Source organism: Vicingus serpentipes, from assembly GCF_007993035.1.
GTDB lineage: Bacteria > Bacteroidota > Bacteroidia > Flavobacteriales_E > Vicingaceae > Vicingus > Vicingus serpentipes.
Genome location: NZ_VOOS01000001.1, coordinates 231,408 through 255,334, shown reverse-complemented (window position 1 = coordinate 255,334; position 23,927 = coordinate 231,408). Strand labels below are relative to the sequence as shown.

At 31.7% G+C, this 23,927-nt stretch carries 20 protein-coding genes; 8 read left to right on the top strand and 12 right to left on the bottom strand.

The annotated features are described in order from the left end of the window. The first annotated feature begins 1 nt into the window (after position 1). Genes FRY74_RS01090 through FRY74_RS01080 form a run of 3 tightly spaced genes read left to right on the top strand, consistent with a single transcriptional unit; the run spans position 2 to position 5,826 of the window. Positions 2-460 carry a type I restriction enzyme HsdR N-terminal domain-containing protein gene (locus FRY74_RS01090; protein ID WP_147097772.1) on the top strand — a complete coding sequence of 153 codons (459 nt, stop codon included), beginning with the start codon at positions 2-4 and terminating at the stop codon, positions 458-460. 17 nt (positions 461-477) lie between these two features. Further along, positions 478-3,054: a S8 family serine peptidase gene (locus FRY74_RS01085; protein WP_147097770.1), complete on the top strand. Its 2,577-nt coding sequence runs from the start codon at positions 478-480 to the stop codon at positions 3,052-3,054. A gap of 45 nt (positions 3,055-3,099) precedes the next feature. Beyond that, a complete protein-coding gene (locus tag FRY74_RS01080; RefSeq protein WP_147097769.1) occupies positions 3,100-5,826 on the top strand; it encodes a S8 family serine peptidase in 2,727 nt (908 codons plus the stop codon). A 403-nt stretch (positions 5,827-6,229) separates the two neighbouring features. Here FRY74_RS01080 and FRY74_RS01075 read toward each other — a convergent pair whose 3' ends face one another. Together FRY74_RS01075 and FRY74_RS01070 are read right to left on the bottom strand one after the other, a co-directional pair. Next, entirely contained in the window at positions 6,230-7,024 is a 795-nt protein-coding gene (locus FRY74_RS01075; protein WP_147097767.1) for a DUF4476 domain-containing protein, read from the bottom strand. 3 nt (positions 7,025-7,027) lie between these two features. Next, positions 7,028-7,867, bottom strand: a complete 840-nt coding sequence (locus tag FRY74_RS01070) for an MBL fold metallo-hydrolase (RefSeq protein ID WP_147097764.1) — start codon at positions 7,865-7,867, stop codon at positions 7,028-7,030. Between the two features lie 116 nt (positions 7,868-7,983). Here FRY74_RS01070 and FRY74_RS01065 point away from each other — a divergent pair, with 116 nt between their 5' ends. Further along, on the top strand, positions 7,984-9,342 hold the full coding sequence (locus FRY74_RS01065; protein WP_147097762.1) for a UDP-N-acetylmuramate--L-alanine ligase: 1,359 nt from the start codon (positions 7,984-7,986) through the stop codon (positions 9,340-9,342). Positions 9,343-9,395: 53 nt separating this feature from the next. Here the strand turns inward: FRY74_RS01065 and FRY74_RS01060 are convergent, their stop codons facing one another. Further along, positions 9,396-9,746 (bottom strand): DUF6249 domain-containing protein, encoded by a 351-nt coding sequence (locus FRY74_RS01060; protein WP_147097760.1) that lies wholly within the window; start codon positions 9,744-9,746, stop codon positions 9,396-9,398. A gap of 139 nt (positions 9,747-9,885) precedes the next feature. On the opposite strand from FRY74_RS01060, the gene FRY74_RS01055 reads away from it, so the two are divergent. Both FRY74_RS01055 and FRY74_RS01050 read left to right on the top strand, forming a co-directional pair. Further along, entirely contained in the window at positions 9,886-10,449 is a 564-nt protein-coding gene (locus tag FRY74_RS01055; RefSeq protein ID WP_170227913.1) for an RNA polymerase sigma factor, read from the top strand. Beyond that, positions 10,442-10,876 carry a hypothetical protein gene (locus tag FRY74_RS01050; protein ID WP_147097756.1) on the top strand — a complete coding sequence of 145 codons (435 nt, stop codon included), beginning with the start codon at positions 10,442-10,444 and terminating at the stop codon, positions 10,874-10,876. The genes FRY74_RS01055 and FRY74_RS01050 overlap by 8 nt, the downstream gene beginning before the upstream one ends. Here the strand turns inward: FRY74_RS01050 and FRY74_RS01045 are convergent. The 4 genes from FRY74_RS01045 to FRY74_RS01030 all read right to left on the bottom strand — a co-directional run bounded on the left by FRY74_RS01045 (position 10,869) and on the right by FRY74_RS01030 (position 15,382). Beyond that, positions 10,869-11,402, bottom strand: coding sequence for a DUF4199 domain-containing protein (locus tag FRY74_RS01045; RefSeq protein ID WP_147097753.1), 534 nt, complete (start codon positions 11,400-11,402; stop codon positions 10,869-10,871). The genes FRY74_RS01050 and FRY74_RS01045 overlap by 8 nt on opposite strands. Before the next feature lie 83 nt (positions 11,403-11,485). Then, positions 11,486-13,189, bottom strand: a complete 1,704-nt coding sequence (gene rho / locus FRY74_RS01040; protein WP_147097751.1) for a transcription termination factor Rho — start codon at positions 13,187-13,189, stop codon at positions 11,486-11,488. A 206-nt stretch (positions 13,190-13,395) separates the two neighbouring features. Beyond that, entirely contained in the window at positions 13,396-13,893 is a 498-nt protein-coding gene (locus FRY74_RS01035; protein ID WP_147097749.1) for a DinB family protein, read from the bottom strand. Continuing rightward, a complete protein-coding gene (locus tag FRY74_RS01030; protein WP_147097747.1) occupies positions 13,880-15,382 on the bottom strand; it encodes a fused MFS/spermidine synthase in 1,503 nt (500 codons plus the stop codon). Before FRY74_RS01030 ends, FRY74_RS01035 begins: the two co-directional genes overlap by 14 nt. A gap of 195 nt (positions 15,383-15,577) precedes the next feature. Here FRY74_RS01030 and FRY74_RS01025 point away from each other — a divergent pair, with 195 nt between their 5' ends. Further along, positions 15,578-15,838: a hypothetical protein gene (locus tag FRY74_RS01025; protein ID WP_147097745.1), complete on the top strand. Its 261-nt coding sequence runs from the start codon at positions 15,578-15,580 to the stop codon at positions 15,836-15,838. 19 nt (positions 15,839-15,857) lie between these two features. Further along, on the top strand, positions 15,858-18,704 hold the full coding sequence (locus FRY74_RS01020; RefSeq protein WP_147097743.1) for a T9SS type A sorting domain-containing protein: 2,847 nt from the start codon (positions 15,858-15,860) through the stop codon (positions 18,702-18,704). 21 nt (positions 18,705-18,725) lie between these two features. Here the strand turns inward: FRY74_RS01020 and FRY74_RS01015 are convergent, their stop codons facing one another. The 5 genes from FRY74_RS01015 to FRY74_RS00995 form a co-directional block, all read right to left on the bottom strand. Then, a complete protein-coding gene (locus FRY74_RS01015) occupies positions 18,726-19,724 on the bottom strand; it encodes a ligand-binding sensor domain-containing protein (RefSeq protein ID WP_170227912.1) in 999 nt (332 codons plus the stop codon). Between the two features lie 67 nt (positions 19,725-19,791). Further along, complete coding sequence (locus FRY74_RS01010) at positions 19,792-20,961, bottom strand: MFS transporter (RefSeq protein WP_223265793.1); 1,170 nt, start codon at positions 20,959-20,961, stop codon at positions 19,792-19,794. A 74-nt stretch (positions 20,962-21,035) separates the two neighbouring features. Further along, positions 21,036-21,989, bottom strand: coding sequence for a methionyl-tRNA formyltransferase (fmt, locus tag FRY74_RS01005; RefSeq protein WP_147097738.1), 954 nt, complete (start codon positions 21,987-21,989; stop codon positions 21,036-21,038). 67 nt (positions 21,990-22,056) lie between these two features. After that, positions 22,057-23,079 (bottom strand): UDP-3-O-(3-hydroxymyristoyl)glucosamine N-acyltransferase, encoded by a 1,023-nt coding sequence (lpxD, locus tag FRY74_RS01000; RefSeq protein WP_147097737.1) that lies wholly within the window; start codon positions 23,077-23,079, stop codon positions 22,057-22,059. A 54-nt stretch (positions 23,080-23,133) separates the two neighbouring features. Further along, positions 23,134-23,922: a class I SAM-dependent methyltransferase gene (locus FRY74_RS00995; protein WP_147097735.1), complete on the bottom strand. Its 789-nt coding sequence runs from the start codon at positions 23,920-23,922 to the stop codon at positions 23,134-23,136. Positions 23,923-23,927 lie beyond the last annotated feature (5 nt).

Genomic DNA, 23,927 nt, shown 5'->3' with positions numbered 1-23,927 from the left:
AATGCTACAACTTAATTTGCCATCTTATCCTATAAAGTTAAAAGAGGAGGGAGGTAAACAGTTTATTTTCGATTTTATTCGTAAAAAATATTTGGTAAACACACCAGAAGAATGGGTGCGCCAAAATTTTATTCAGTTTTTATTACATGATAAAAAATATCCAGCCAGTTTAATTGCTATTGAAAAGGGTTTAAAATTAAATGAGTTGCAAAAAAGAGCAGATGCAGTAGTTTACGATAAAAATGGGAGCGCTATTGTGTTAATCGAATTTAAAGCGCCAAAAATTAAAATTACTGAAGCAACATTTGAACAAATTTCAAGATACAATGTGGTTTTTAAAGTACCATACTTAATTGTGTCTAATGGGTTAAATCACTATTGTTGTAAAATCGATTTTTCTAAAAACTCATTTGAATTTATCAAGGAAATTCCATCTTATAGTGAGTTGGATTTTAAATAAATCCGTAATTTAAACTCATGAAAAAACTCGTTTTATTTTTTATTGTATTCATTTCTATTAGTGTTTATGCTCAGCAAGCAAAGGTTAATTTTGGTTTAAGAGCAGCAATAAATAGTTCTAAAAGCGAAGATTTAATTGCTCTTTTTGTGCATGGAGATGTTTTAGAAATAAAGCGCGAAGTGAATAAATTAGGAGGGAGAGTAAAACTAAGTACTGGCAATATTGTTCAAGTGGATGTTCCAGCAGGTAAGATTGTAGATTTTTCAAAAAATGATTTTGTGGATTTTATAGAATATAGCTTATCTAAAGGAACTGTTCTAAATGATACGATGATAATCCACAATAATGTTGTTCCTATTCATAATGGTGTTGAGCCTTTAGATCAACCTTATACAGGTAAAGGAGTTGTTTTAGGATTTATTGATACCGGCATAGATATCTATCATCCTGATTTTAAAGATACATTAGGTAATACAAGAATTTTAGCAATTTGGGATCAATATAATTCGGATGACGGTTCAAGTAGCTATGGTTATGGTCAAGTATGGGATTCTAGTGCTATAAATAATAACAACTGCACACATGTTGACCATAATGGTGTTAACCATGGTACTCATGTAGCAGGAATAGCTGCTGGTAATGGGTTAGGTGTAAATAATTATAGGGGAGTTGCTCCAGAATCTAATTTAGTTGTTGTAGCTAGTAATCAAGGTGTTGGAAATTGGCTTTCTACAGTTGTAGATGCTGTTAATTTTATCTACGATGTTGCTGATAGTTATAATATGCCTTGTGTTATAAATGTTAGCATGGGTGATTATTTTGGATCTCATGATGGAGAGGATGCTGCATCTTTATTAATTGATAGTATTGTTAATTATAAAGAAGGAAGAGCTTTTGTGGCTGCAGCTGGAAATGCGGGTGATTTTAATACCTATAAGTTTCATTTAGAGCATCAAATAACCAATGATACAACCTTTACATGGTTTAAATATAATGGTTCATCTGCATTAGGTTATGGTTCTGTTTTTTATGAATTATGGGCTGATACAGCTGATTTTAACAATGTAGAATTTTCTGTTGGTGCAAATTTACCATCAGGAACTTATGAAGAAAGAGGGACAACACCATTTTATAACATTAAAAATATTTTAGGATTACAAACCGATACCATTAAAAATGATTCATCACAAGTTTTAGGGATTGTTGATTTTTATACCGAACTACAAGGTAATAAGTATTTAATGCAAGTGCATATGCAAGAGCCTGATTCTAATCAACTACTATTTAGTTTAAAAACTACTGGTAATGGGCGTATGGATGTTTGGACTATGTCAGCACTCGGAACTTCAAATTATGTTTATTCTCCTTTACCATTAGAAACGATATTACCAGAAATTGTGAACTATGTTTTACCAGATTCACTTAAATCTATGGTAAGTAGTTTTCAAAATGTGGAGTCATTATTAACAGTGGCTAATTTTGTAAATAGAGCAACTTATATAGATGTTGATACAATTTTACGATTTACAGGTAAAACACCAGGGTTTAGAGCTGCGAGTAGTAGTAGAGGGCCAACAAGAAGAGGTACTTTAAAGCCAGACATTGCTGCAACAGGTGATTATGTAATTGGACCAGTTTCTGCTGGAGTTATTGCGGCAAATATGGTAGCGCCAACAAATAGAATGAGAATTGCGTTAGGAGGAATGCATCGTTATAATGGCGGGACTTCAATGGCTTCACCAGTAATAGCAGGTGTAGCTGCTTTGTATTTCGAAAAATGTAATACATCTACAATGGCTGAGGTTAAAAATGCAATTACTTCCACAGCTAAATCTGATGGAAATACAGGTTCGGTCCCTAACATTGCTTTTGGATATGGTAAGGTTGATGCATTTGCAGCACTAAACACCTCTAACTTCACGTTCAGTTTAGGTACTGATATTGATATTTGTGATGGTGATTCTGCTCAAATAAATGCGGGAGTTTATTCAAGTTATTTATGGTCAACCGGAGATACAACTTCATCAATATACTTAGATTCAACAAATAGTATTTATACTGAGGTTATTAATGAGAGTGGTTGTAGATCATGGAGTGATACGATTAACGTTACATGGCATCCTTTACCAATTAAACCCTTTATAAACGTTGTAGGAAATGATACACTTATCTATGCTACTAATTTAGATTTACAATGGTATTATAATACGGATAGCTTGGTGGGTGAAAATGATACAATTTTAGTTGCTCAAAGTAATGGAGATTACTTTCTACAAGTTTCTGATTCATTTGGATGTAAATCAAACTCCGATACGATTAATGTAATTATTTTAACTGTACAACAACAGAATAGTGCCTCAGGTGTAAAATTATATCCAAATCCAACTCAAGGAATTTTTAAAGCTGAAATTAAAGATTTAACAATTAAGTCGTTGATTTTAATTGATATACAAGGTCGTGAGTTGTATACTGAACAGGTTAGTAATCAATCTGTAATCAATCTGGATTTAAGCCATTTACCGAATGGAATTTATTATCTAAAAATACTTAAAGAGGTAGGTTTCGACCTTGAAAAGGTAATAATAGCTCGTTAATTAAATCATTAAAAAATAGAATGCTATTTTAAGTAATTTAGTAAAATGAACAGTCTTAAGCACATTTCAGTATTACTTTTCTTTTTAGTAAGCTCTTTTGTTGGGTCGTCTCAAGTTGTAGATGATTTTTTACCAAAAACCATTATTTTAAAAGTTAAAGAAGCTTATCGAAACAACTGTACAGAAAATGAAATCAAACATATAAATTTTCAAAAAATCAGTAACGAGATTAATGTTGTTGAATTAAAAAAGATATTTCCGAATCATCGCCAAGAATTGAATAAAAAATTGGTTGATTTATCTTTAATATATCAATTAAATTACGATTCTAATATCTCTGAAAAAGAAGTGATTAGTAAATTAAAAAAAGCTTCAATATTTCAGTATGTAGAATTGTATATTGTTCCTCAATTGGCTTATACACCTAGCGATACTAATGCTGCTGACCCTTTAAAAAATTGGCATTTAACCATGACAAATGCTTTTAATGCATGGGACATAAACAAAGGAGATACAAATGTAGTAATTGGTATAACCGATACAGGTTGGGATGAAACACACCCTGATTTATTAGGAAATTGTAAAAAGAATTATGCAGATCCAATAAATGGAATAGATGACGATAATGATGGTTATGTAGATAACTATATGGGATGGGATATGGGAGAAGAAGATAATAGTGCACAATATAATACTAGTGCTCATGGTGTTCATGTAACTGGATTAGCAGCCGCCGTTACTGATAATGTAACAGGAATAGCAAGCATTGGTTTTAACTCTAAATTTTTGCCTATAAAAATTTCTGATGCAACAGGCGCTTTAACAAAAGCCTATCAAGGTGTTGTTTATGCAGCAGATCACGGTTGTTTTACTATTAATTGTTCTTGGGGAAGCTATACTGCTGGGTTGTTTCAAAAGGACGTAATTGATTACGCAACAATAAATAAAGGCTGTTTGGTAATTGGTGCTTGTGGAAACGATGATGGAGAAACTATGTTTTACCCTGCTGGTTATGAAAGTGTATTAACAGTTGCAGCATCCGAGCAAAGTGATTTTAAAAAGAACAACTCTAACTATGGCTATTATGTAGATATTTCTGCTCCTGGTGAAGCAATGTGGAGTACATATTATACGGGTAGTTATGGCTACAATGGAGGAACGTCTATGGCAGCTCCAGTTGTTGCAGGAGCAGCAGCAGTAGTTAAAGCGCAGTTTCCTAGCTATTCTAATCAGCAAGTTGCAGCTCAACTAAGAGCTACTGCAGATGATATGAATCCGTTAAATCTTACTTATTTTGACAAGTTAGGAAATGGTAGATTAGATTTGTTTGATGCTTTATCTACATCTGCTCAATTTGTTGAATTAATTTCAAAAACTTTTACTGATAATAATAATCAAATTTTTGAAGCTGGCGATACCGTTAGAATTTCAGGAACTTACCTAAACTATTTATCAGCTATAACTGGGTTAAATGTAACCCTGAGTAGTCTTTCCTCTTTTGTAAATGTAATTGATGGTACAACAGCTTTGCCAAGTTTAAGTTCTTTGGAACAAGTAGATAATGCAACAGATCCCTTTTTAGTTGAAGTACTAAGTGGAGCTGGGTCAAATGAAGAAATATTATTTAAAGCCACTATTTCTAATGGTAGTTATACAATTAACGAATATTTTACAATGTTGATTAACCCTAACTTTATAAATATTACTGAAAATCAGGTTAGCTCAACAATAACCAGTATAGGTAGAATCGGGTATTTAGATGCAGGTAATACTATTGGGTTAGGTTTTTCTTACAATGGTGAGCAATTACTTTACGAAGCTGGTTTAATGGTTGGAGATGGGACTACAAGAGTTGCTGATGTTGTTAGAGGGTTAAGCGGGCAGGATAATGATTTTAGTTCAGCACAAAATGTAATGTTTAATCCACCATATGTATCTGCTATAGATTTAATTGGACAATTTGATGATTCTCCTTTGTTGCCAACACCTATAGATTTAAGTGTTGAACATAATGCTTACGCTTACTCATCAGCACCAGATGATAAGTATATAATTGTTACTTATAACCTTAAAAATAATGGAATAACACCACTAACAAATTTGCATGTCGGATTGTTTGCCGATTGGGATATACAAGATGCTTACAAAAATAAATCTGGATACGATGCACTAAGAAAAATGGGGTATGTGCATTCGCTTGAACCCGATACCATATATGCAGCAATAAAATTACTATCTGCATCTACAGCTTATAATTACAGTATAGATTATGTTTCAGGTGGTGCAGGAGGAGTAGATATGAATGGAGGTTTTACAACCGCAGAAAAGTTTACGACAATAGCAACCAACCGATTAAATGCAGGAGCTCCAAATGGACAAGATGTAATGCATGTTGTAAGCTCAGGTAATTTCACTCTAAATCCTGGAGAAGGTCAAATTATATCTTTTGCTATAATAGCAGGTGATAGCTTATCTGATATACAAGCAAGTGCTGATGCAGCACAAACTAAATATATTGATGTGATTGGAATAGAAGAATTAACGGATAAAAACGAATCTTTGGTATTTCCAAACCCAACAACTGGTAAAATTGCAATAAAAAGTGATGAGATGATTGAATACATTACACTTAAAAATGTATTGGGAGAAACCTTAAAGAAGTTTAATACTGTTCAACTAGATATTTCCAACTATCCTAATGGAGTTTATTTTATTGAAGTAAAAACTAAAAACGGTGTATTCTCAACTAAATTGCTAAAGGTTGGGGAGTAGTTTTAACGTTCTTGGCTATGAGTAGTTGCGTGGTTTAGCACTTAACTTTACAAGTAAACACCAAGTTGGAAATTCCGCAGGAATTTCCAAAGTAGGAGAGAAAAAGCAATTACTTATAGCCATTGTTAGCAAACGTTTTATTCTTTATTAATATACTCCAATAGTTCTTCTTTCTCTGAACTATTCATATAAGAACTTTCTATTGTCTTATTGCGCAGAATATTTTTATAATGATCTACTTTTTTCATATCGTTTAAGACCATAGAATACTCAATAATATCGACATAAAAATCAAGGTAATCTGGAAAATATCGTAATCCTAATTCGAAAAATGCGATTGCAGTTATGTAGTCTTTTTTGTCATTTACAAAAAGTGAAGCGAGTGAATAAATATAGCTAAATTTTACTCTTTCTTTACTTTATACCGTTTCCTAATCTCTTCGATGTGACTTTCAAATTTAAGGTGTTGTTTGGCAATATCAAAAAAGCGGTCAATATCGAAAGTTTTAGGGTAAATAAACAAGCCAAAATCTAGTTTACTTTCTTCGTATTCTAAAACAGTAAATATTTTACTCAATTGCTCGGTTAAAATACAAGCAGTATCAAGTTGTTCTTTTAAATAAGCAAGTTTATCGTCTTCTAAGTTTTTCTGTTTTACTTCAATTAAAAGTGCATTAAAATCATCAACGTTTAATGGCCAAGGGCAACCAATTTTTCCTTCGTAATCATTTAATTGATAATGACTCTCAAATTCAATAGTATCTTTTACTATTTCGTTAGAGTCAATTAAACTTTCAACAGGTTTTTGTGGCTTTTGCCATCCATCATAAACCACTAAATATTGGTTAGGGTCGGGTTTTTCATCCAATGTGGGGGCAATTTTTTTTAGGTGTATCCCTTTTTTGTCAACCTTATAATAATGGGTAAATCCTGCATCCAATAAAAACAAGGTTTCTTGAAGTTCTATGGTGTCGTTTTTAAATCTTAGTTGAGCCAAATATTTATTGTTAGCTTCTAAACCCGTTAGTTTTATGTTATTCACAAAAACGGAGTTCTGTATTTGTTGATTCAATTTAGAAGTAAAATAGAAATTGGTATCACTACTTTCAAATACTACAGCACAAGTCTGTGCTTTTGTTGTTAGTGTAAACAACAAACAAAAACTAATAATTAATGAATTTGTAGTGTTTAATCTCAAACCTTAGCTAAACAATTCATTAAACTTAAATGTATCTTTTAAACGGACACCTTTCTCGGTATGTTGTACAGTGCAACATTCATTTACATGGTCGTGCTCAAAAAATAAGATGTATTCTTTGTCAGCAGCCGTTTTTAAAAATTCAGCTTTTTCATCTAAGGTTAATAAAGGTCGAGTATCATAACCCATTACGTAAGGCACAGGAATATGTCCAATAGAAGGTAGTAAATCAGCCATAAAAACTACTGTTTTATCTTGGTATTTAATGTGTGGAATCATTTGTGCATCGGTATGTCCGTTTACCATTAAAATATCAAAATAATTAAAGCCTTCTTTGTCAATAAATCGCAACTGATCTAACTCTATCATTGGTATTATGTTTTCTCTTAAAAAAGAAGCTTTTTCTCTTGAGTTAGGTTCTGTGGCCCATTTCCAATGGCTACTGTTGGTCCAGTAATTGGCATTTTTAAATGTAGCTTCAAACTTTGTTCGGTCTTTGTTCCATTTAATTCCACCACCGCAATGGTCAAAATGCAGGTGTGTTAAAAATACATCTGTAATATCATCAGGATGAAATCCTAATTTTTTAATGTTGCCTTCTAAACTATCGTCACCAAACATGTAATAATAGCTAAAAAACTTTTCACTTTGTTTGTCGCCAATTCCATTGTCAATCAAAATCAATTTATCACCATCTTCAATAAGCATGCAACGCATACTCCAGCTGCACATGTTATTGCTATCGGCAGGGTTTGTTTTTTGCCATATTGTTTTAGGTACAACGCCAAACATTGCACCTCCATCTAATTTAAAATTTCCGGTATTTAAAGGATAAATTTTCATGTTGATTTTTTTATAGTAACACTTTGTTGTTGACAATTCCAAAGATAAGAAAGTAGAAGCAACTATATTTTAAAATAAGTTTATAGTGCTTTAAAAACTAAAATTTAGCAACAACTATGAGAGTACACTTTATAGCAATAGGAGGGAGTGCAATGCACAATTTAGCAATTGCCTTACATAAAAAAGGATTTAATGTTACTGGTTCTGATGATGAAATATTTGAACCAAGCAAAGGTAGAATTGCTAAATATGGGCTTTTGCCAGAAGAATTTGGGTGGTTTCCCGAAAAAATAACAACAGATTTAGATGCTATTATTTTGGGAATGCATGCAAGAATTGATAATCCTGAGTTGTTAAAGGCACAAGAATTGGGTGTAAAAGTTTATTCTTATCCAGAATACATTTATGAGCAATCTAAGAATAAAATACGTGTTGTAATTGGTGGTAGCCATGGTAAAACGTCAATTACTTCAATGATTTTACATGTGTTAGGCAAGCTAAATATCGATTTTGATTATATGGTTGGAGCGCAATTAAAAGGCTTTGATACAATGGTTAAAATAACCGATTCTAAGTTGATTATTTTAGAAGGAGATGAGTATTTGTCTTCTCCTATTGATAGACGACCAAAATTTCATTTGTATCACCCCAATATTGCATTAATAAGTGGAATTGCTTGGGATCATATAAATGTGTTTCCAACTTTTGAAAATTATGTAGAACAGTTTTCAACTTTTGTTTCATTAATTGAGAAAAAAGGAGCTTTAATTTATTGCAAAGCAGATGCTGAAGTAAATAAAGTTGCCTTGATGACACCAAATCCTGATATTGATAGAATTGGTTACCAAACACCAGAAAACGTAATAGAAAATGGAGTAACATCTGTTTTAGTTCATGGAAATAAAATTCCGTTAGAAATTTTTGGAGATCATAACTTACAAAATTTAGAAGGTGCAAGATTGGTATGTAACCAGTTAAAAATTGATGATGAACAGTTTTATGAAGCTATTCAAGATTTTAAAGGAGCATCGAAAAGATTAGAACTAATAGCTAAAAATGAAATAACTGCTGTATATAAAGATTTTGCACACTCTCCATCGAAATTAAAAGCAACAACCCAAGCGGTTAAGCAACAATATGCTGAACGTAAAGTAATTGCTTGTATGGAACTGCATACTTTTAGTAGTTTAAATGCTACTTTTTTAAAAGAATATAAAGATAGTATGGCTAGTGCTGATGAGGCTTATGTTTATTATAGCAATCATACTATAGCACATAAAAAACTTGCCGCAATAACACCAGAAAAAGTTAAGGCTGCTTTTGGTTCTGATAATGTTACGATTTATAATAATTCTGACGAATTGTTTGAAATGTTATCCACCAAAGATTGGAATAATAAAGTTTTGTTATTAATGAGCTCGGGTAATTTTGATGGAAAAAATTTAGACCAATTTGGAAGAGGTTTGGTGAAATAAAAAAAAGGTGAGTTTTAAAACTCACCTTTTTTACACTAACTAAACTAATTGCACTATTGATTTTTTTCTGCTTCTTTAATTCTTTTATCAGCAATTTCATTACCAATAAATAAGCCAGCACCTCCGCAGATAAATATCATTGAAAAGTATAATACTTCATTATCTATTTCTGTGTATGAATCTAAAATGCTAGCAACAAAAAGACCGATACCAACACCTATTGCCATTAAGGCAAATTTTATTGCACCACCCGGTTTATGAGGTTTTTGCATTTTACTGATGTCCATTCCTTTTTCAATCATTTTTAATTTTTCTAAATGTTCTAATCTTCTTAATATAACAATCATTGCAAATGCCCCTAGGGTAATTATGATTGGTATTGATACTGCTATTACTTCTCTCATAATATTAATTTTTATTGGTTTCTGTATTCTTTGACACAGGTTTGTTTTTAGATGTTACAAAAAAAGAAAAAAATATTTTTTTAAAATAGTTGTAACGTATTTATGTATATGTGTGTCTTATTTAATAGATTTAAGATATTTGAAAGATTCAGATTTAATATTGGGCCTTATTAATAAGCAAACTTCTGCTATTAATTATTTTGTAAATAATTACCAGCAGTTTGTATATGTGCTTTGTGTTAGGATATTAAACAATAATGAGGTGGCTGAAGAAATTACTCAAGATGTATTAATAAAGTGTATCGAAAAAATAGAGCAGTTTAAAGGAGACTCAAAATTAAAAACTTGGGTTTACACCGTTGCAAGAAGAGAAACCTTAAACTACATTAGAATAAATAAATTAGAAACAACTGAAATTTCTCCTAGTATAGAAAACACATTAAATGGAGATAATATTATAGCACTTTTTGATAACGAAGATTTAAATGAAACAATTCAGTATTACTTTAATAAATTATCAACTGATGCTAAAGAGATGCTAACCCTCTTTTATTTAGAAGAAATGTCACTAAAAGAAATTGCAGAAATAACTAAGTTTTCAGAAAGTAACGTGAGGGTAAAACTTTATAGAGCACGAGAGAGTTTTAAATCTATTTTAACAGAAAAAGATGTAACTTTAATTAACCAATTACGCCATGGATAAGCATTTAACCGAAATAGAAGTTTTTGAATATGCTAATCAACTGATTAGTGATATCAATTATTCAAATACAATTGAACAGCATTTAAAAGCTTGCGATCAATGTTTAAACAAAGTTGAAGAAGAACAATCTTTCGCTATTCATATAAAAGAATCAATAGAAGTTACAAAGCAAGTAGATTTAAGCGATAAAATTGCACACTATTTTGCGCAAGATAAACCTAATTTCATAGGATTAGACACCAAAGGTATTATATATATAATACTTGGTCTATCTGCATTAATGATGTTGTCTCAAGTAGTAGAAATTGAAATTAAATCGATTCAAATCTCTTATTTAAACGTTATATTTTCTTCTATTGTAGGATTACTTTTTGTTGAACTAGTAGTTAAGTATAGAAAGTATAAAAAAGGAAATACTGCTATTTAAATCCAGGTATTTTTTTCATAACCAAGGCAAAAACAACAGAATTAAACATTCCCATAAAAACTAAACCAAACAAGGTGTAGGTAGCTTGCGAATAGGGAGAAAAAATAGTGTTTAAACCAATAATGTTATTTTGAGTAATTGCTTTCGCTTCTTTTAAGCCTTTTTCTTTAATTAAATCAGGAATCATATCAGCATATTGACTGATTAAATCAGCTTTCATGATAGGGAAAAAGTTTACATCAATTTTTGCATAATAAACATATGTAATACCAGCTACAAGTAAAGCGAAAAAAGCTGCAGTTCTGGCCCCAGCTTTAAAATCTTGTCCAAAAGAAGTAGGACCTTCTTCAGTAATTTTATTACTTCTTATTCCAAAAAACACAGCTGTTAATAATATTAACATATAGATGTATCGGATATAAGTTTCCATTGCACCATGTTGAGCTTCAAGCGTAAAAATAATAAGCTTAACTAAAAGAGCTACTACAGCAAATGAAATAGCTACTTGAAAAGGATTTTTAAACACGTTTTATGATTTTTAAGTTTTAAATTATGAATGTTGAATAATCTATAATATTCAACATTCATAACTCACAATTCAATAATTCTTTATCCGTTCATCGAAGCTAAAAACTCTTCGTTACTAACGGTTTGATTCATTCTATCTCTTAAGAATTCCATTGCTTCAACTGGGTTCATGTCTGCAATGTAGTTACGTAGCACCCACATACGTTGTGTAATGTTGTCGCCAAGTAATAAATCTTCTCTTCTTGTACTCGATGAAACGATATCGATAGCAGGGTAAATTCTACGGTTAGAAATTTTTCTATCCAATTGAAGCTCCATATTTCCAGTACCTTTAAATTCTTCAAAGATAACTTCATCCATTTTAGAACCAGTTTCAGTAAGTGCAGTTGCAATAATGGTTAATGAACCACCATTTTCTATTTTACGAGCTGCACCAAAAAATCTTTTTGGCTTGTGTAAAGCGTTAGCATCAACACCACCAGATAATACTTTACCAGAAGAAGGAGAAACAGTATTGTATGCTCTTGCTAAACGAGTAATAGAATCTAATAAAATAACTACATCGTGTCCGCATTCTACCATACGTTTAGCTTTTTCTAAAACAAGATTAGCTAATTTAACATGCTTTTCTGCAGGTTCATCAAATGTAGAAGCAACAACTTCTGCATCAACGCTTCTAGCCATGTCTGTAACCTCTTCAGGTCTTTCATCAATTAATAAAATCAATAAATAAACTTCTGGGTGGTTTGCTGCAATTGCATTTGCAACATCTTTAAGTAAGGTAGTTTTACCAGTTTTAGGCTGAGCTACAATCATACCTCTTTGTCCTTTACCTATTGGAGTAAATAAATCGATTACTCTTGTAGATAAACCTTGGCTTGCTAAATTTAATTTCTCTTTTGGGAAAATAGGAGTAAGGTATTCAAAAGGAACTCTATCTCTTACTACACTTGGCTCTCTATTGTTGATTGCTTCTACTTTAATTAAAGGGAAATACTTTTCACCTTCTTTCGGAGGGCGAATTCCACCTCTAACGGTATCACCAGTTTTTAATCCAAATAATTTAATTTGAGATTGAGAAACATAAATATCATCAGGAGAATTTAAATAGTTATAATCTGAAGAGCGTAAGAAACCATAGCCATCAGGCATAATTTCTAAAACACCTTCACTAACAACAATTCCATCAAAATTATAAAGTGATTCAGCCTCTGGTTTAGGTTTTCTTTCTTTATCAAAAGATCTTGCAGGTCTATTTTCGTTTGCAGGTCTTGGGTTTGGAATGTTCTTTTCTGGTCTTGGATTCGGGTGATTTGGTTTTTTATGAGGCGTGTTTTGGTTTGTATTTTCCTCTGGTTTTTGAGTTTCGGTAGAAACAGCTTCGTTGTTTGCTTTAACTGGAGCTACTTTTTCAATTGGCCTTTTGTTAGGTACTCGTTTTTCAATTGGAGTAGGTTTGTTTTCTGAAGCAACATTGGCAGCAGGAACTTCTTTGGGCTCATTAGATTTATCTATTGGTTTAAATAAATCAGGAGTATCAGAAGGTAATCTTTTTCTTTTTGGTTTACTGTTTCCTGTTGAACCATTTGAAGAACCTACAGGTTTTCTTTTTGGTTCGGGTTTTTCAGTGGTTGTTTTTTTAATTGGGTTTATTGCTTGTTGATCCAAAATTTGGTAAACTAAATCTTCTTTTTTAAGTTTTTCAAACTTTTTAAGCCCAACTTCTTTTGCTATGTCGCGCAATTCGCCAACTAGCTTTTTGTTCAATTCAATAATATCGTACATGTAATGTGATAATGTTTTTATTTTTTAATGTCTTTTTATGAGATTCTTGCAAGAAAATGCAATTGCTTTATGATATGAAAAAGTAATTATAATAATTACAACAATTTATTTGAAATATGTGAAAATAACTTTTGTTGATTTTAACTCTTGTCAGGAATAAGACAGTACAATTATACGAAATAAAATGATTAAACAAGTATTTAGCATTAAATTGTTTTAACGCCAAATAATTTGCATAGCCATCCTAAATGCCCTGCATGAGTTGCTTCATGTCTAGCAGCATGTTTAATTATAGCTCTAATACTATCTTCTCCTCCAAAATTTACCCCATTAGTTGTTGGTTTTGCTAAATCCTCCTCCGTTAATGTTTTAATATAATTTATAGCTGTATTATGTACATTATCAAATTGAGTCATTATATCTTCAGTACTAGGATAATCTTCTTTTTTAGGTATCTCAGAACCTAAACCAAATTGACGAGCCCAAGGTATCTTTACTCTATCTCCTCCGGTGCAAACCAATAGTAACCAATTTTCAGAAACAGTTATATGTGCAATTAGCCATAAAATACTATTTAGTTCTTTTCCTTCTACTTCAAACACTTTGTATAAATCCTGACCTTCTAATTTCTTTAAATAAAACTTAGTTAAATCTCTATTCATTTCGAGCATTTCAATCAATACCTCTGTTTCAGTTTTTGCCATAATTATTTAAATATTGTTTAGCATTAATTTCATTGTAGTTTTTGCGCCAATCTAGAGCTGCTTCTAAATAAATGTGTTCTAAAACTGGTTTGTCGTCAGTTAAAACTACAGCATCATTTATATTAATATCATTTTCATTAATATAAATAGTAGAGTTGTTGTTCTTTACTTCAAGTGTGTTCGGGCTATTCATAAATAACAAATTACGTTGATTTTCGTTACCTGGAGTTGCAATTAGATGTGTATTAAAATCACAATCTTTAAGTGTTTTGTAAATAGACCGAGCACCTTTACCTTTAGAGCGATTTACGTAACCATAAAAATTAATAATTAGCAAACCATTAGGATTTAAAATAGCTTTAATTTCTTTGAATGATTCTTTAGTCATTAAATGAATTGGAGGAGTTTCGCTATTATACAAATCATAAATAACAATGTCGTATTTATTTTTGGTTGTATTTATATAATGTCGGGCATCATCAATTTCAACTGTTAAATCATTTTCAATGTGAAAATATTTTTTTGCAACATCCGCAATTCTTGCATCAATTTCAACAACATCTATAATTAAGTTGTTTTTTCTTAATTGTTTGTATAGGGTGCCACCACCTAGCCCTAGTAGCAATGTGTTATTCCCTTTTTTATAATGATTAATGTTTCGAGTTAAAATGTCAACATAGTCCCAGTAACTTTTTTCAGGATTATCTTTATCCATCATAGTCTGGCAAATATTATTCACGAGTAATTCTCTATAAGGTTTAAATGTTTCACCTTCTTTGTAATAGCGCTCTATAACTTTTACTTGACCTAAAATACCTTCTGACTCATATAGGGTATTTTCATATTGAAACCGGTTATGGAAATTGTAACTCAATAAACCAACTAAAACAATAATGGCTATTGGCATTTTAAAATTTCGAGTAGTAATAAATAAAAATGTTGTATAAAGGATAACCAATAAACCATAAGTGTATAACGTTTTTGCTATCCCAAACTCTGGCAAGGTATAGAAACCAACTGTAAAAGTGGTAATTATACCTCCAAAAGTTGAAACTGCATAAATGGTTCCGCTACTTTTACCAGAATCGTTAACGTTATTGGTTAAACAGCTTATTAATAAAGGCGAAGTTGCTCCAAATAAAAACAACGGAAAAAACATGAAAAAGAATAAGGATACTATTGTGCCAATCAATAAGTTAAAGCGAATAGTAATGGGTAAAATAAAATCACTTAAAATTGGAGTTACTGAAACTAGGAATCCTCCAATAAGCATTAACCAAAATATAGTAGTTGTTTTTTTGTTTTTACTAGAAAGATAGCCCCCAAAGTAATAGCCTAACATTAATGCTGTAAGAGTAATACCTAAAACTGAAGCCCATACATAAATAGAAGTACCAAAAAATGGAGATAATATTTTAGCGCTACACAACTCAATACACATTACAGCACCACCTTCGATAAAGGCGAGTATGTATAAAAAGTTTTTCATTTTAACTGTGTAGGAATCCAATTTTATAGTTATATTTTGTTAAATAATTATTGTCAGGTCGATTTTTTGTTATTATTTTAGTTATAAGTACTTATAAATTAGTAAGTTTGTTATACAAATTACATATAAATTTATAGATAAAGTGAACACCCTAAAGGAAAAACGTCCTTAACCACTTATCAAATATAGAATAAAATGAAGAAATTAATTACAATATTATTGTTTTTACCATTAGGATTATTTGCTCAAGGTACTCTTGAAGTTGTTAATGATTCTAACGCTATAAACAACAATGATTCCTTTGAAGTAATTCAAACTGAAGATGGAACTTTAAAGGAAGCTTATTTCATTCCAAGTGAATCGCAAATAAGCATTACGGAATCTAAAACTCCTGGAACTGATTCAAAAAACAAAAAACCTCTTTTTATTTCAATTGTTCCTGAAATAAAAGATTAATAGTTTTAATTAAGATATTATGAAAATGTTTTCATTAAATAAATTTTACCTAGTAGCAATTTTTTTGTTCTCATTTAGTATTAAATCGTTTAGTCAAAACTTTGATTTAACTACAGAAAATGGCAATACTTATAATAGCGGAAGTTATACTTGTGGTACTAGTACAATTAGTGATGTTTTTTCTTCAACTGGTGATTACACTATGACTATTTGTCCTGCTGCCGGTGAAGTTGCTTATTTTAATATAACTAGTGTTACTTTAAATAATAATGGAGGGACAAATAGTGATGATATTTTATATGTTTATGATGGTACAGGAACCGGTGGAACTATCTTACATCAAGATGGACCGAATTCTACAGGATCTCCTGTAGTTGTAACTGGGAGTGCACCTGGAGCATGTATTACAATTCGGTTTTTATGTGAAGACAGTAGTCCAAACCCTTCGTTTTCAGCAACTATTGGTTGTTTGCCAGCGCCTAATGCAGGTGGCGACCAAGCAACTGGAGATTGTTCTACATCTGTAACTTTAGCTGGTAACAGTGTAGCACCAGCAACAGGTACTTGGACTGTATCTCCAGCTGGGCCAACTATTACGAGTCCAAATAGTCCAACTTCAACTGCAACAGGAATGACAGCAGGTACCGCTTACACTTATACATGGACTTCTAACGACGGTACAGCCTCTTTTTCTGATGATATGACATTTAACTCTGAAGGCCCTGGATGTTGGGATTATTGTGATGTTTCTTGGGGATCAGCAACAACTGGTCATATCTCAAATGTTTCGATACCAGGAAATGCTAATTCTATAAGCCAATCGAGTGGATGGACTCCTTATACAGATTATACAGGGTCTTGTGTTGAGTTAATTGTAGGAACATCTACTACATTAACAGTTGATATGACAAGCTCAGCATATACTCTTCACACATTTTATTATATTGACTGGAATAACGATGGTGATTTTTTAGATGCAGGTGAAGCTGTAGATATGGGGGAGACAACAGGAGGTGGCCAACTAACAGGCACAATCACTATACCTGGAGGTCAAGCTGATGGTGATTATGAAATTAGAATAGTTACAAGTTATAGCACCAATCCCACAAGTGGTTGTTATGATAACACTTTTGGAGAAACGGAGGATTATTGTTTTACAGTTATTTCAGGTCATTGTTATAATAACGTTAAAGATGCTGATGAAGATCAGATAGATTGTGGGGGTGTAGATTGTGAACCATGTGGTACTTGTTTAGATGGAATTCAAAATGGAGAAGAAACAGGACCTGATTGTGGAGGGTCTGTTTGTGCACCTTGTGGTAATTTATGTACAGATGGTATTCAAAATGGTGATGAAACTGGAGTTGATTGTGGAGGAGCTTTCTGTCCTTCATGTACTCAGCCAGGACCAATAACCGGTACAAGTGGATGTACAACTGCTTCTCAAGCTGATATCTACCCATATGTTTGCGAGCATATTGGAACTTCTGCTTATGGATTATATAACCCAGTTGCAGAAGTTGTAACTAGTGCATCTCCTACAGAGCCTTATAATGCTGCAACCATAGGTTGTTCGAGTGCTGTTGGTGATGATGGTGGATGGTTACACGTTAGTCTTGAACCAGGTGTTGAACAGTATCAATGGCAGTTTGATGCTTTTAATGGTGCTCCTCCTGGTAATACTGCTGGTTATGTAGCTGCTTATCAAACGGCTCCAGGTGCAACTTGCCCTACGGCAGGTTCTTATATAGGGTGTTTACCTACATTTAATGTCTCGGGTTCAGGTATAGCTATTTATAATGTAACATTTAGTAATTTAGATGATACTAAAGATTTGTGGTTGTATTATTATGCATCAAATGCCTTTTCAATAGATTATGGTCAAATTGCTGCTGGGGCTCCACCTGCTAATGATGAGTGTGCAACTGCAACTGCAGCAAGTGGTGGAGCATGTAATTTAGGTGCTACTGGAGCAACTTTTACAACTCCAGCTGTAGGAGGTTATCCATGTGATGGTGGTAATTGGGGGAGTAATGAGAATACCACATTTTATGAAGTAAATGTATCAGATGTTACAGCAACACTTGATATAACTGATATTAATTGTAATGATGGAGCAGGTGGGGTTGCTCAATTTGGAGTTTGGGCTTCTTGTGGAGATGTAGGGACTTACACGTCACCTGGGTTTTTAGGTTGTGCAGTTGGTAATACTCCTCTAACATTGTCTGGCCTAGATCCAGCAAATACTTATATTATTGCAACTGATGGTAATGCTGGCTCAAATTGTACATGGGAGTTTTCTGGAACTAATATATTACTTCCTGTTGAATTATCTCAATTTAATGCTAGAGTAAAGGACGACATTGTTGAGTTAGAATGGATTACATTATCTCAAACAAATAATGATTATTTTACAATTGAAAAATCTATAGATGGTGAAAATTATGAAGTTGTAAAAGTAGTTGATGGAGAAGGTAATTCAACTTCATTTAAAGGTTATACAGATTATGATACAAAGCCTTATAAAGGAATTTCTTATTATAGGCTTAAGCAAACAGATTTTGATGGAAAATATACGTATTCAAATATTGAATCTGTTAAGATTGAAACTTCTTTTGATTTATTAGCTTTATATCCAAACCCAGTTCAAGGAGAGAGCTATTTATCGTTTAATACAAATACTAGGTCTAATGTATTACTTGAAATTCATGATATATCAGGTAAAATTGTATTAAGTAATACCTACACTTCTGAAAAGGGGGAAAATAGATTTATTATAGCAACCGGTAACTTAACTAAAGGAATGTATTTTCTTACATTAAGTGATGATTTTAATAAGAAGAATCTCAAATTTATTAAAGAATAATAAACTAGGTATATATTTATTTTATTGAATGGCTATCCCGTTATTGGTTGATAGCCATTTTTTATTATCGTAAGCTATTGTAATATTATTAATGTAGTTGTTTGGTAAGTTAGAGTTGTTGGTGTTATAATGAGTCCAAGTATTGCTTATTTCATTAAAATCAACAATTCCTTGTCCTTCAGTGCCAACAGTTAAATTTGTACTTGTTTTTAAAACAATAGCTCTTACTAAATTTAAAGGTAATCCAGAATTTGAAGAGTTATAATTAGTCCAAGTTGAGCCGTTAAACTTTGTTAAACCTCCATTACTTCCAATCCAAACAATTGTATCGTCAATATTAATGGTGTAAACATTACTATTTGGTAAAGGAGAATTTGAAGTATTATAGTTTGTAAAGTTTAAACCATCAAATTTTGAAATACCATTTGCTGTACCAACCCATATATTTCCATAGTTATCTGCTTTTACAGAAGCAACAGCATTATTAGGTAGGTCAGAATTACTAGGAGTATAAACATTCCATGTTGTACCATCAAAACTAGCTAAACCACCACCACTAAAAGTTCCTATCCATAATTTTCCAACATTGTCTATTGCTAAGCTTCTTATTTTGTTTGTTGGAATTGGGCTATTGGAAGTATTATATATAGTCATAGTATTCCCATCAAATCTAACAAGTCCAGTATTAGTGCCTATCCAAGTGTATGCAGTACCTGTAATTACACAGTTAATTATATCACTTGGCAAAGATGAATTTAAAGTAGAATAAGTTGTCCAATTAGTTCCATCAAAGTAGGTTAACCCATTTTCGGTAGCAATTTTTATTGGATTTACTGAAGCATCAATATCATTAATAATATTGCTTAAAAGATTGGTGTTTGAAGTGTTGTAAATTTGAGAGAAAGTTTCGTTGCCAGGAGTTATCTGGTCAGCAGGCTTATCATAAACCGTTGCTTCTTTTGAACAAGAAAACAAACCTACAATGGAGATAAAGATGATATAAAATTTAAAATACTTCATAAATAACATGTGTTAAATGTACTAAAAATGAGCTATTTATATATGATATTTATCAGATGAGGTGGAACTAATTTTCGATTTCGCCTAATTTTACTTTTTTCTCGTAATCTAAAATTAAAAGGAAGTAAATGAAAACTCCGAAAAAATAAAGGCCAGCAGTAATTAAGAAAACATAAATGTATTGTAAACCTATTTGGCGAAGAATTTGAAATATTAATGAGCTAATAAACCAGCTACCAGACCAAACAGCTGCAGTTAAAGCACTCATCATTTCTCTATTTTTTTCACCTACATATTTCATTACAATGTCAGATGTCATAGGTCCAGCCATGTTCATTAAAGGCTGCCTAATTACATAGGCAAACATTGCGATGTAAATAGCAAATTCAAGAGGCATAATTTCGGTAAATGCTAGAGTAATTAAGGCTAAAATAGCAATGGTTTGAGTTAAAGGTATTGCTAATTTATACCCCAATTTATTTTTGATGTAAGGCACAAATATTACAAAGATGAAAACTATTGCCGTTGCAAATGAACTAAGCATTGCAAATTGATTAGAATCTAATCCATGTACTTTATAAAAAAATAGGCCAATAAATGGGATGGTTAGCCCAGCTCCAACTGCAATTATTAAAGTAGGCACAAGTGCTTTTATAATAATTTTCCAATCAAAATCTTTTAGGTTTAATCGTTTAGAAGTAAGCGTTGGAACAATTTCTTTGTGTTTTATATTAAAAATAAAAATAGCACAACCAAAACCAAGAATTGAAATAATTTGCAGGATTAGCTTCTCATTAAATAATTCAGGGTTAATTAAATTAAGTGTATAGATTATAATACCACTAACAATTCCCGCAACACTCCAAGTAGAATAACTTAAGGTAATAGCCTCTGTATGCGATTCTTTACTAGCATTTCTCAAAATATAGGGTAAGGCAGTTATTTGTATTCCTGTAAAACTAAGCCCCCATAAGAACAAACTTGTGTAAAGTAAAATATCGTTTTGATGATCAATAGCTTCTAAAATAACAAGAGATAACATTGGAGTAGCTATTGATGAAATTTTAAAAAAAGGTGCAATTTTTCTTCCCTTTATTAATAATCCGAGAGGAAAAGCAAATAATAAAACACCTAAAAATCGAAAAGAAACAAAGGAAGCGCTTTCGTGATCTTGATAACCTACTTTTTCCATGTAGATTAGCATAATTGCCATAAAAGACGCATTGATTAATTGCAAAAATATCTCTGCAATTATAAATTTAATTATATGCGGTTCTAATTTTTGGTAATATTTTATAAATGAAAATAACTTCAAATTATTGAATAATTATTGAAGTCGAAACCATTTAATACAGCTTTTATATCCATTCTTTTTTTTCCTGCGAGTTGAATTTCAAGTAAATGTATATATCCTCCATTTACAGCAATTTTAACTTCAGATTTTGATTGAACAATTGAACCTGATTCATTATTGTGAGCAGCTAATTCTTTAATTGTTTTAAAAAATTTGCAGGAAATAATATCGCCTGTTTCTTTATTTTTAAATTCAGCAAATGCAGTAGGGTAAGGGCTTAATCCCCTTATGTGGTTATGAATTTCATCAATTGGTTTTGACCAATCAATTTTACAAAAAGGTTTAAATATTTTATAGGCTTCTTTTAATACTTGATTTTCGTTTTGTGGTTGAGTTGTAATATTATTGTTTTCAATGTCTTGAACCGTTTTTAAAACCAAATCTTTACCAATTAGCATTAACTTGTCGTGTAATTCACCAGCAGTTTCGTTCTCTCCAATAGCTACTTTTTCTTGCGCAATAATATCTCCTGTATCAATTTTGTGTTGTAAAAAGAAAGTAGAAACACCTGTTTCTTTTTCTCCATTTATTATTGCCCAATTAATTGGAGCGGCACCTCTGTATTGAGGCAATAAAGAAGCATGTAAATTAAAGGTGCCTATTTCTGGCATATCCCATACAACTTCTGGTAACATTCTAAATGCTACGACTATTTGTAAGTTAGCATTTAATGCTTTTAATTCAGCAATAAAGTCTTCTGCTTTTAGATTGGAGGGTTGTAATACTGTTAAGTTATTTTCAACAGCGTATTTTTTAACTGCCGATTCATTCAGTTTCTGTCCCCTTCCAGCTGGTTTGTCAGGAGCAGTAATTACACCAACTACATTGTAATTATTTTCAACTAATATTTTTAACGACTCCACAGCAAAATCTGGAGTACCCATAAAAACTATTCTCAGCTTTTTTTTCATAGCCACAAAGTTAACCCAACATATTTAGAAATGTGGTTATGATTTAGAATATATTTGGAATGCTTAATTAACTTTCGCTAACTTTTTTCTCTACACCTTTAAGTTTATCAACGATGTCTGTTAAGTTTTTAAAATGGATATAGTTTTTTCTATATTTTGTAATTTCCATAGAAGGGCTTCCCATTACTGCTGTGCCCGGTTGTTTAATGCTTTTTGAAACTCCAGATTGTGCAGCAATCATTGTATTATCGGCAATTTCTAAATGACCAATTATTCCAACTTGTCCGCTAAACATACAGTTTTTACCAATTGTTGTAGATCCTGCAACAACATTACCAGCAGCTAAATAGCTATTTTCTTTTATTTCAACATTGTGGGCAATGTGTACAAGGTTGTCAAATTTTACTCCACTTCTTAAAATAGTAGAGCCAATAGTCGCTCTATCAATAGAACAGTTAGAACCTATTTCAACATTGTCTTCTATAATCACATTACCAATTTGAGGTATTTTTTTACCACCATCTTGTAAGGCAAAACGGAATCCATCGCTACCAATTACAGTTCCGGAGTGGATAATACAATCTTTTCCTATCAAACAATCAGAATATATTTTAACTCCAGCAAATAAGGTTGTATTGTCACCAATGGTTACATTTTCTCCAATATAAACTTGAGGGTAAATTTTTACATTATTACCGATTTTAGCATTCTCGGCTACTACAGCAAATTCGCCTAAATATATATTTTCACCAACAGTAGCAGTTTCATTAATAAAACCTTGAGGTGAAATACCTTTTTTATCTAACTTAACTTGAGAATACATTGCTAATAATTGTCCAAAAGCATTTTCTGCATTTTCAACCCTTATTAAAGTTGGTTTTACAGGTTCAGTAGCTTTAAAATCGTTGTTTACAATTACGATTGAAGCATTTGTATTATAGATGTATTGAGTATATTTTGGATTGGCTAAAAATGAAATTGAACCCGGTTTTCCTTCTTCAATTTTTGAGATGCTATTTACATCTACATTTTCATTTCCTTCTATTGACCCTTTTAGGGCTGCTGCAATTTGCTGTGCACTAAATTTCATTATTTATCTTTTGTTTGTATGGTCTAAAGATAAATAATAATTATTAAAATGAAACTAGTGTTTTGTTGCGATAATGCTATAGACCATTGGTATTTTATCAGCCAAATGTTTTATTTTATACTTGTTTGGTTCAATTTCTATTGTTTCATTAAAGCAATTGTAAGGAGAGTAATCGTATTCATTAAATGAATTAATGGTTAATCCGTTTTTTATTAAACTGTTAATTACCTCACTCAAATCATGGTTCCAACTAACTTCCGTTTGTTTTATGTTTGCAGATTTATCAGCATAAGTTCCTTCTTCAACTTCTATAATAGGTTCAACATTAAAGTAACTGTATTTAATTTCTTTAAAGTTATTATCATACATCCACACAAAAGGGTGGAACTCTACAAAAACAAACTGTCCTTCTGGTTTTAAAAATTGAGATACAATCTTTGCCCATTTGTCTAAATCGGGTAGCCAACCTATTGTTCCGTAACTTGTAAAAACGATATCAAATTTTTGGTTGAGGTGGTTTGGTAAATCATATACATCGCAACAAATAAACTCAGCATTTGTATTTGTGGTTTTAGTTAACTCTTTGGCTGTAGCTATCGCTTTATCAGATAAATCTACTCCAACGGTTGTTGCTCTTAATCTACTTAATGAAATGGTATCTTGACCGAAATGGCATTGCAAATGAAGTATAGATTTTCCTTTTACATCCCCTAAAAGTTCTAATTCAATTGAGTTTAAAGAAGATTTTCCCTTTATAAAGTTTTCATTATCATAAAAATCAGAATTAACATGAATATCAGTTTTCTTATTCCATAATTCTTTGTTGATTTTTAGGTAGTCCATTTTGA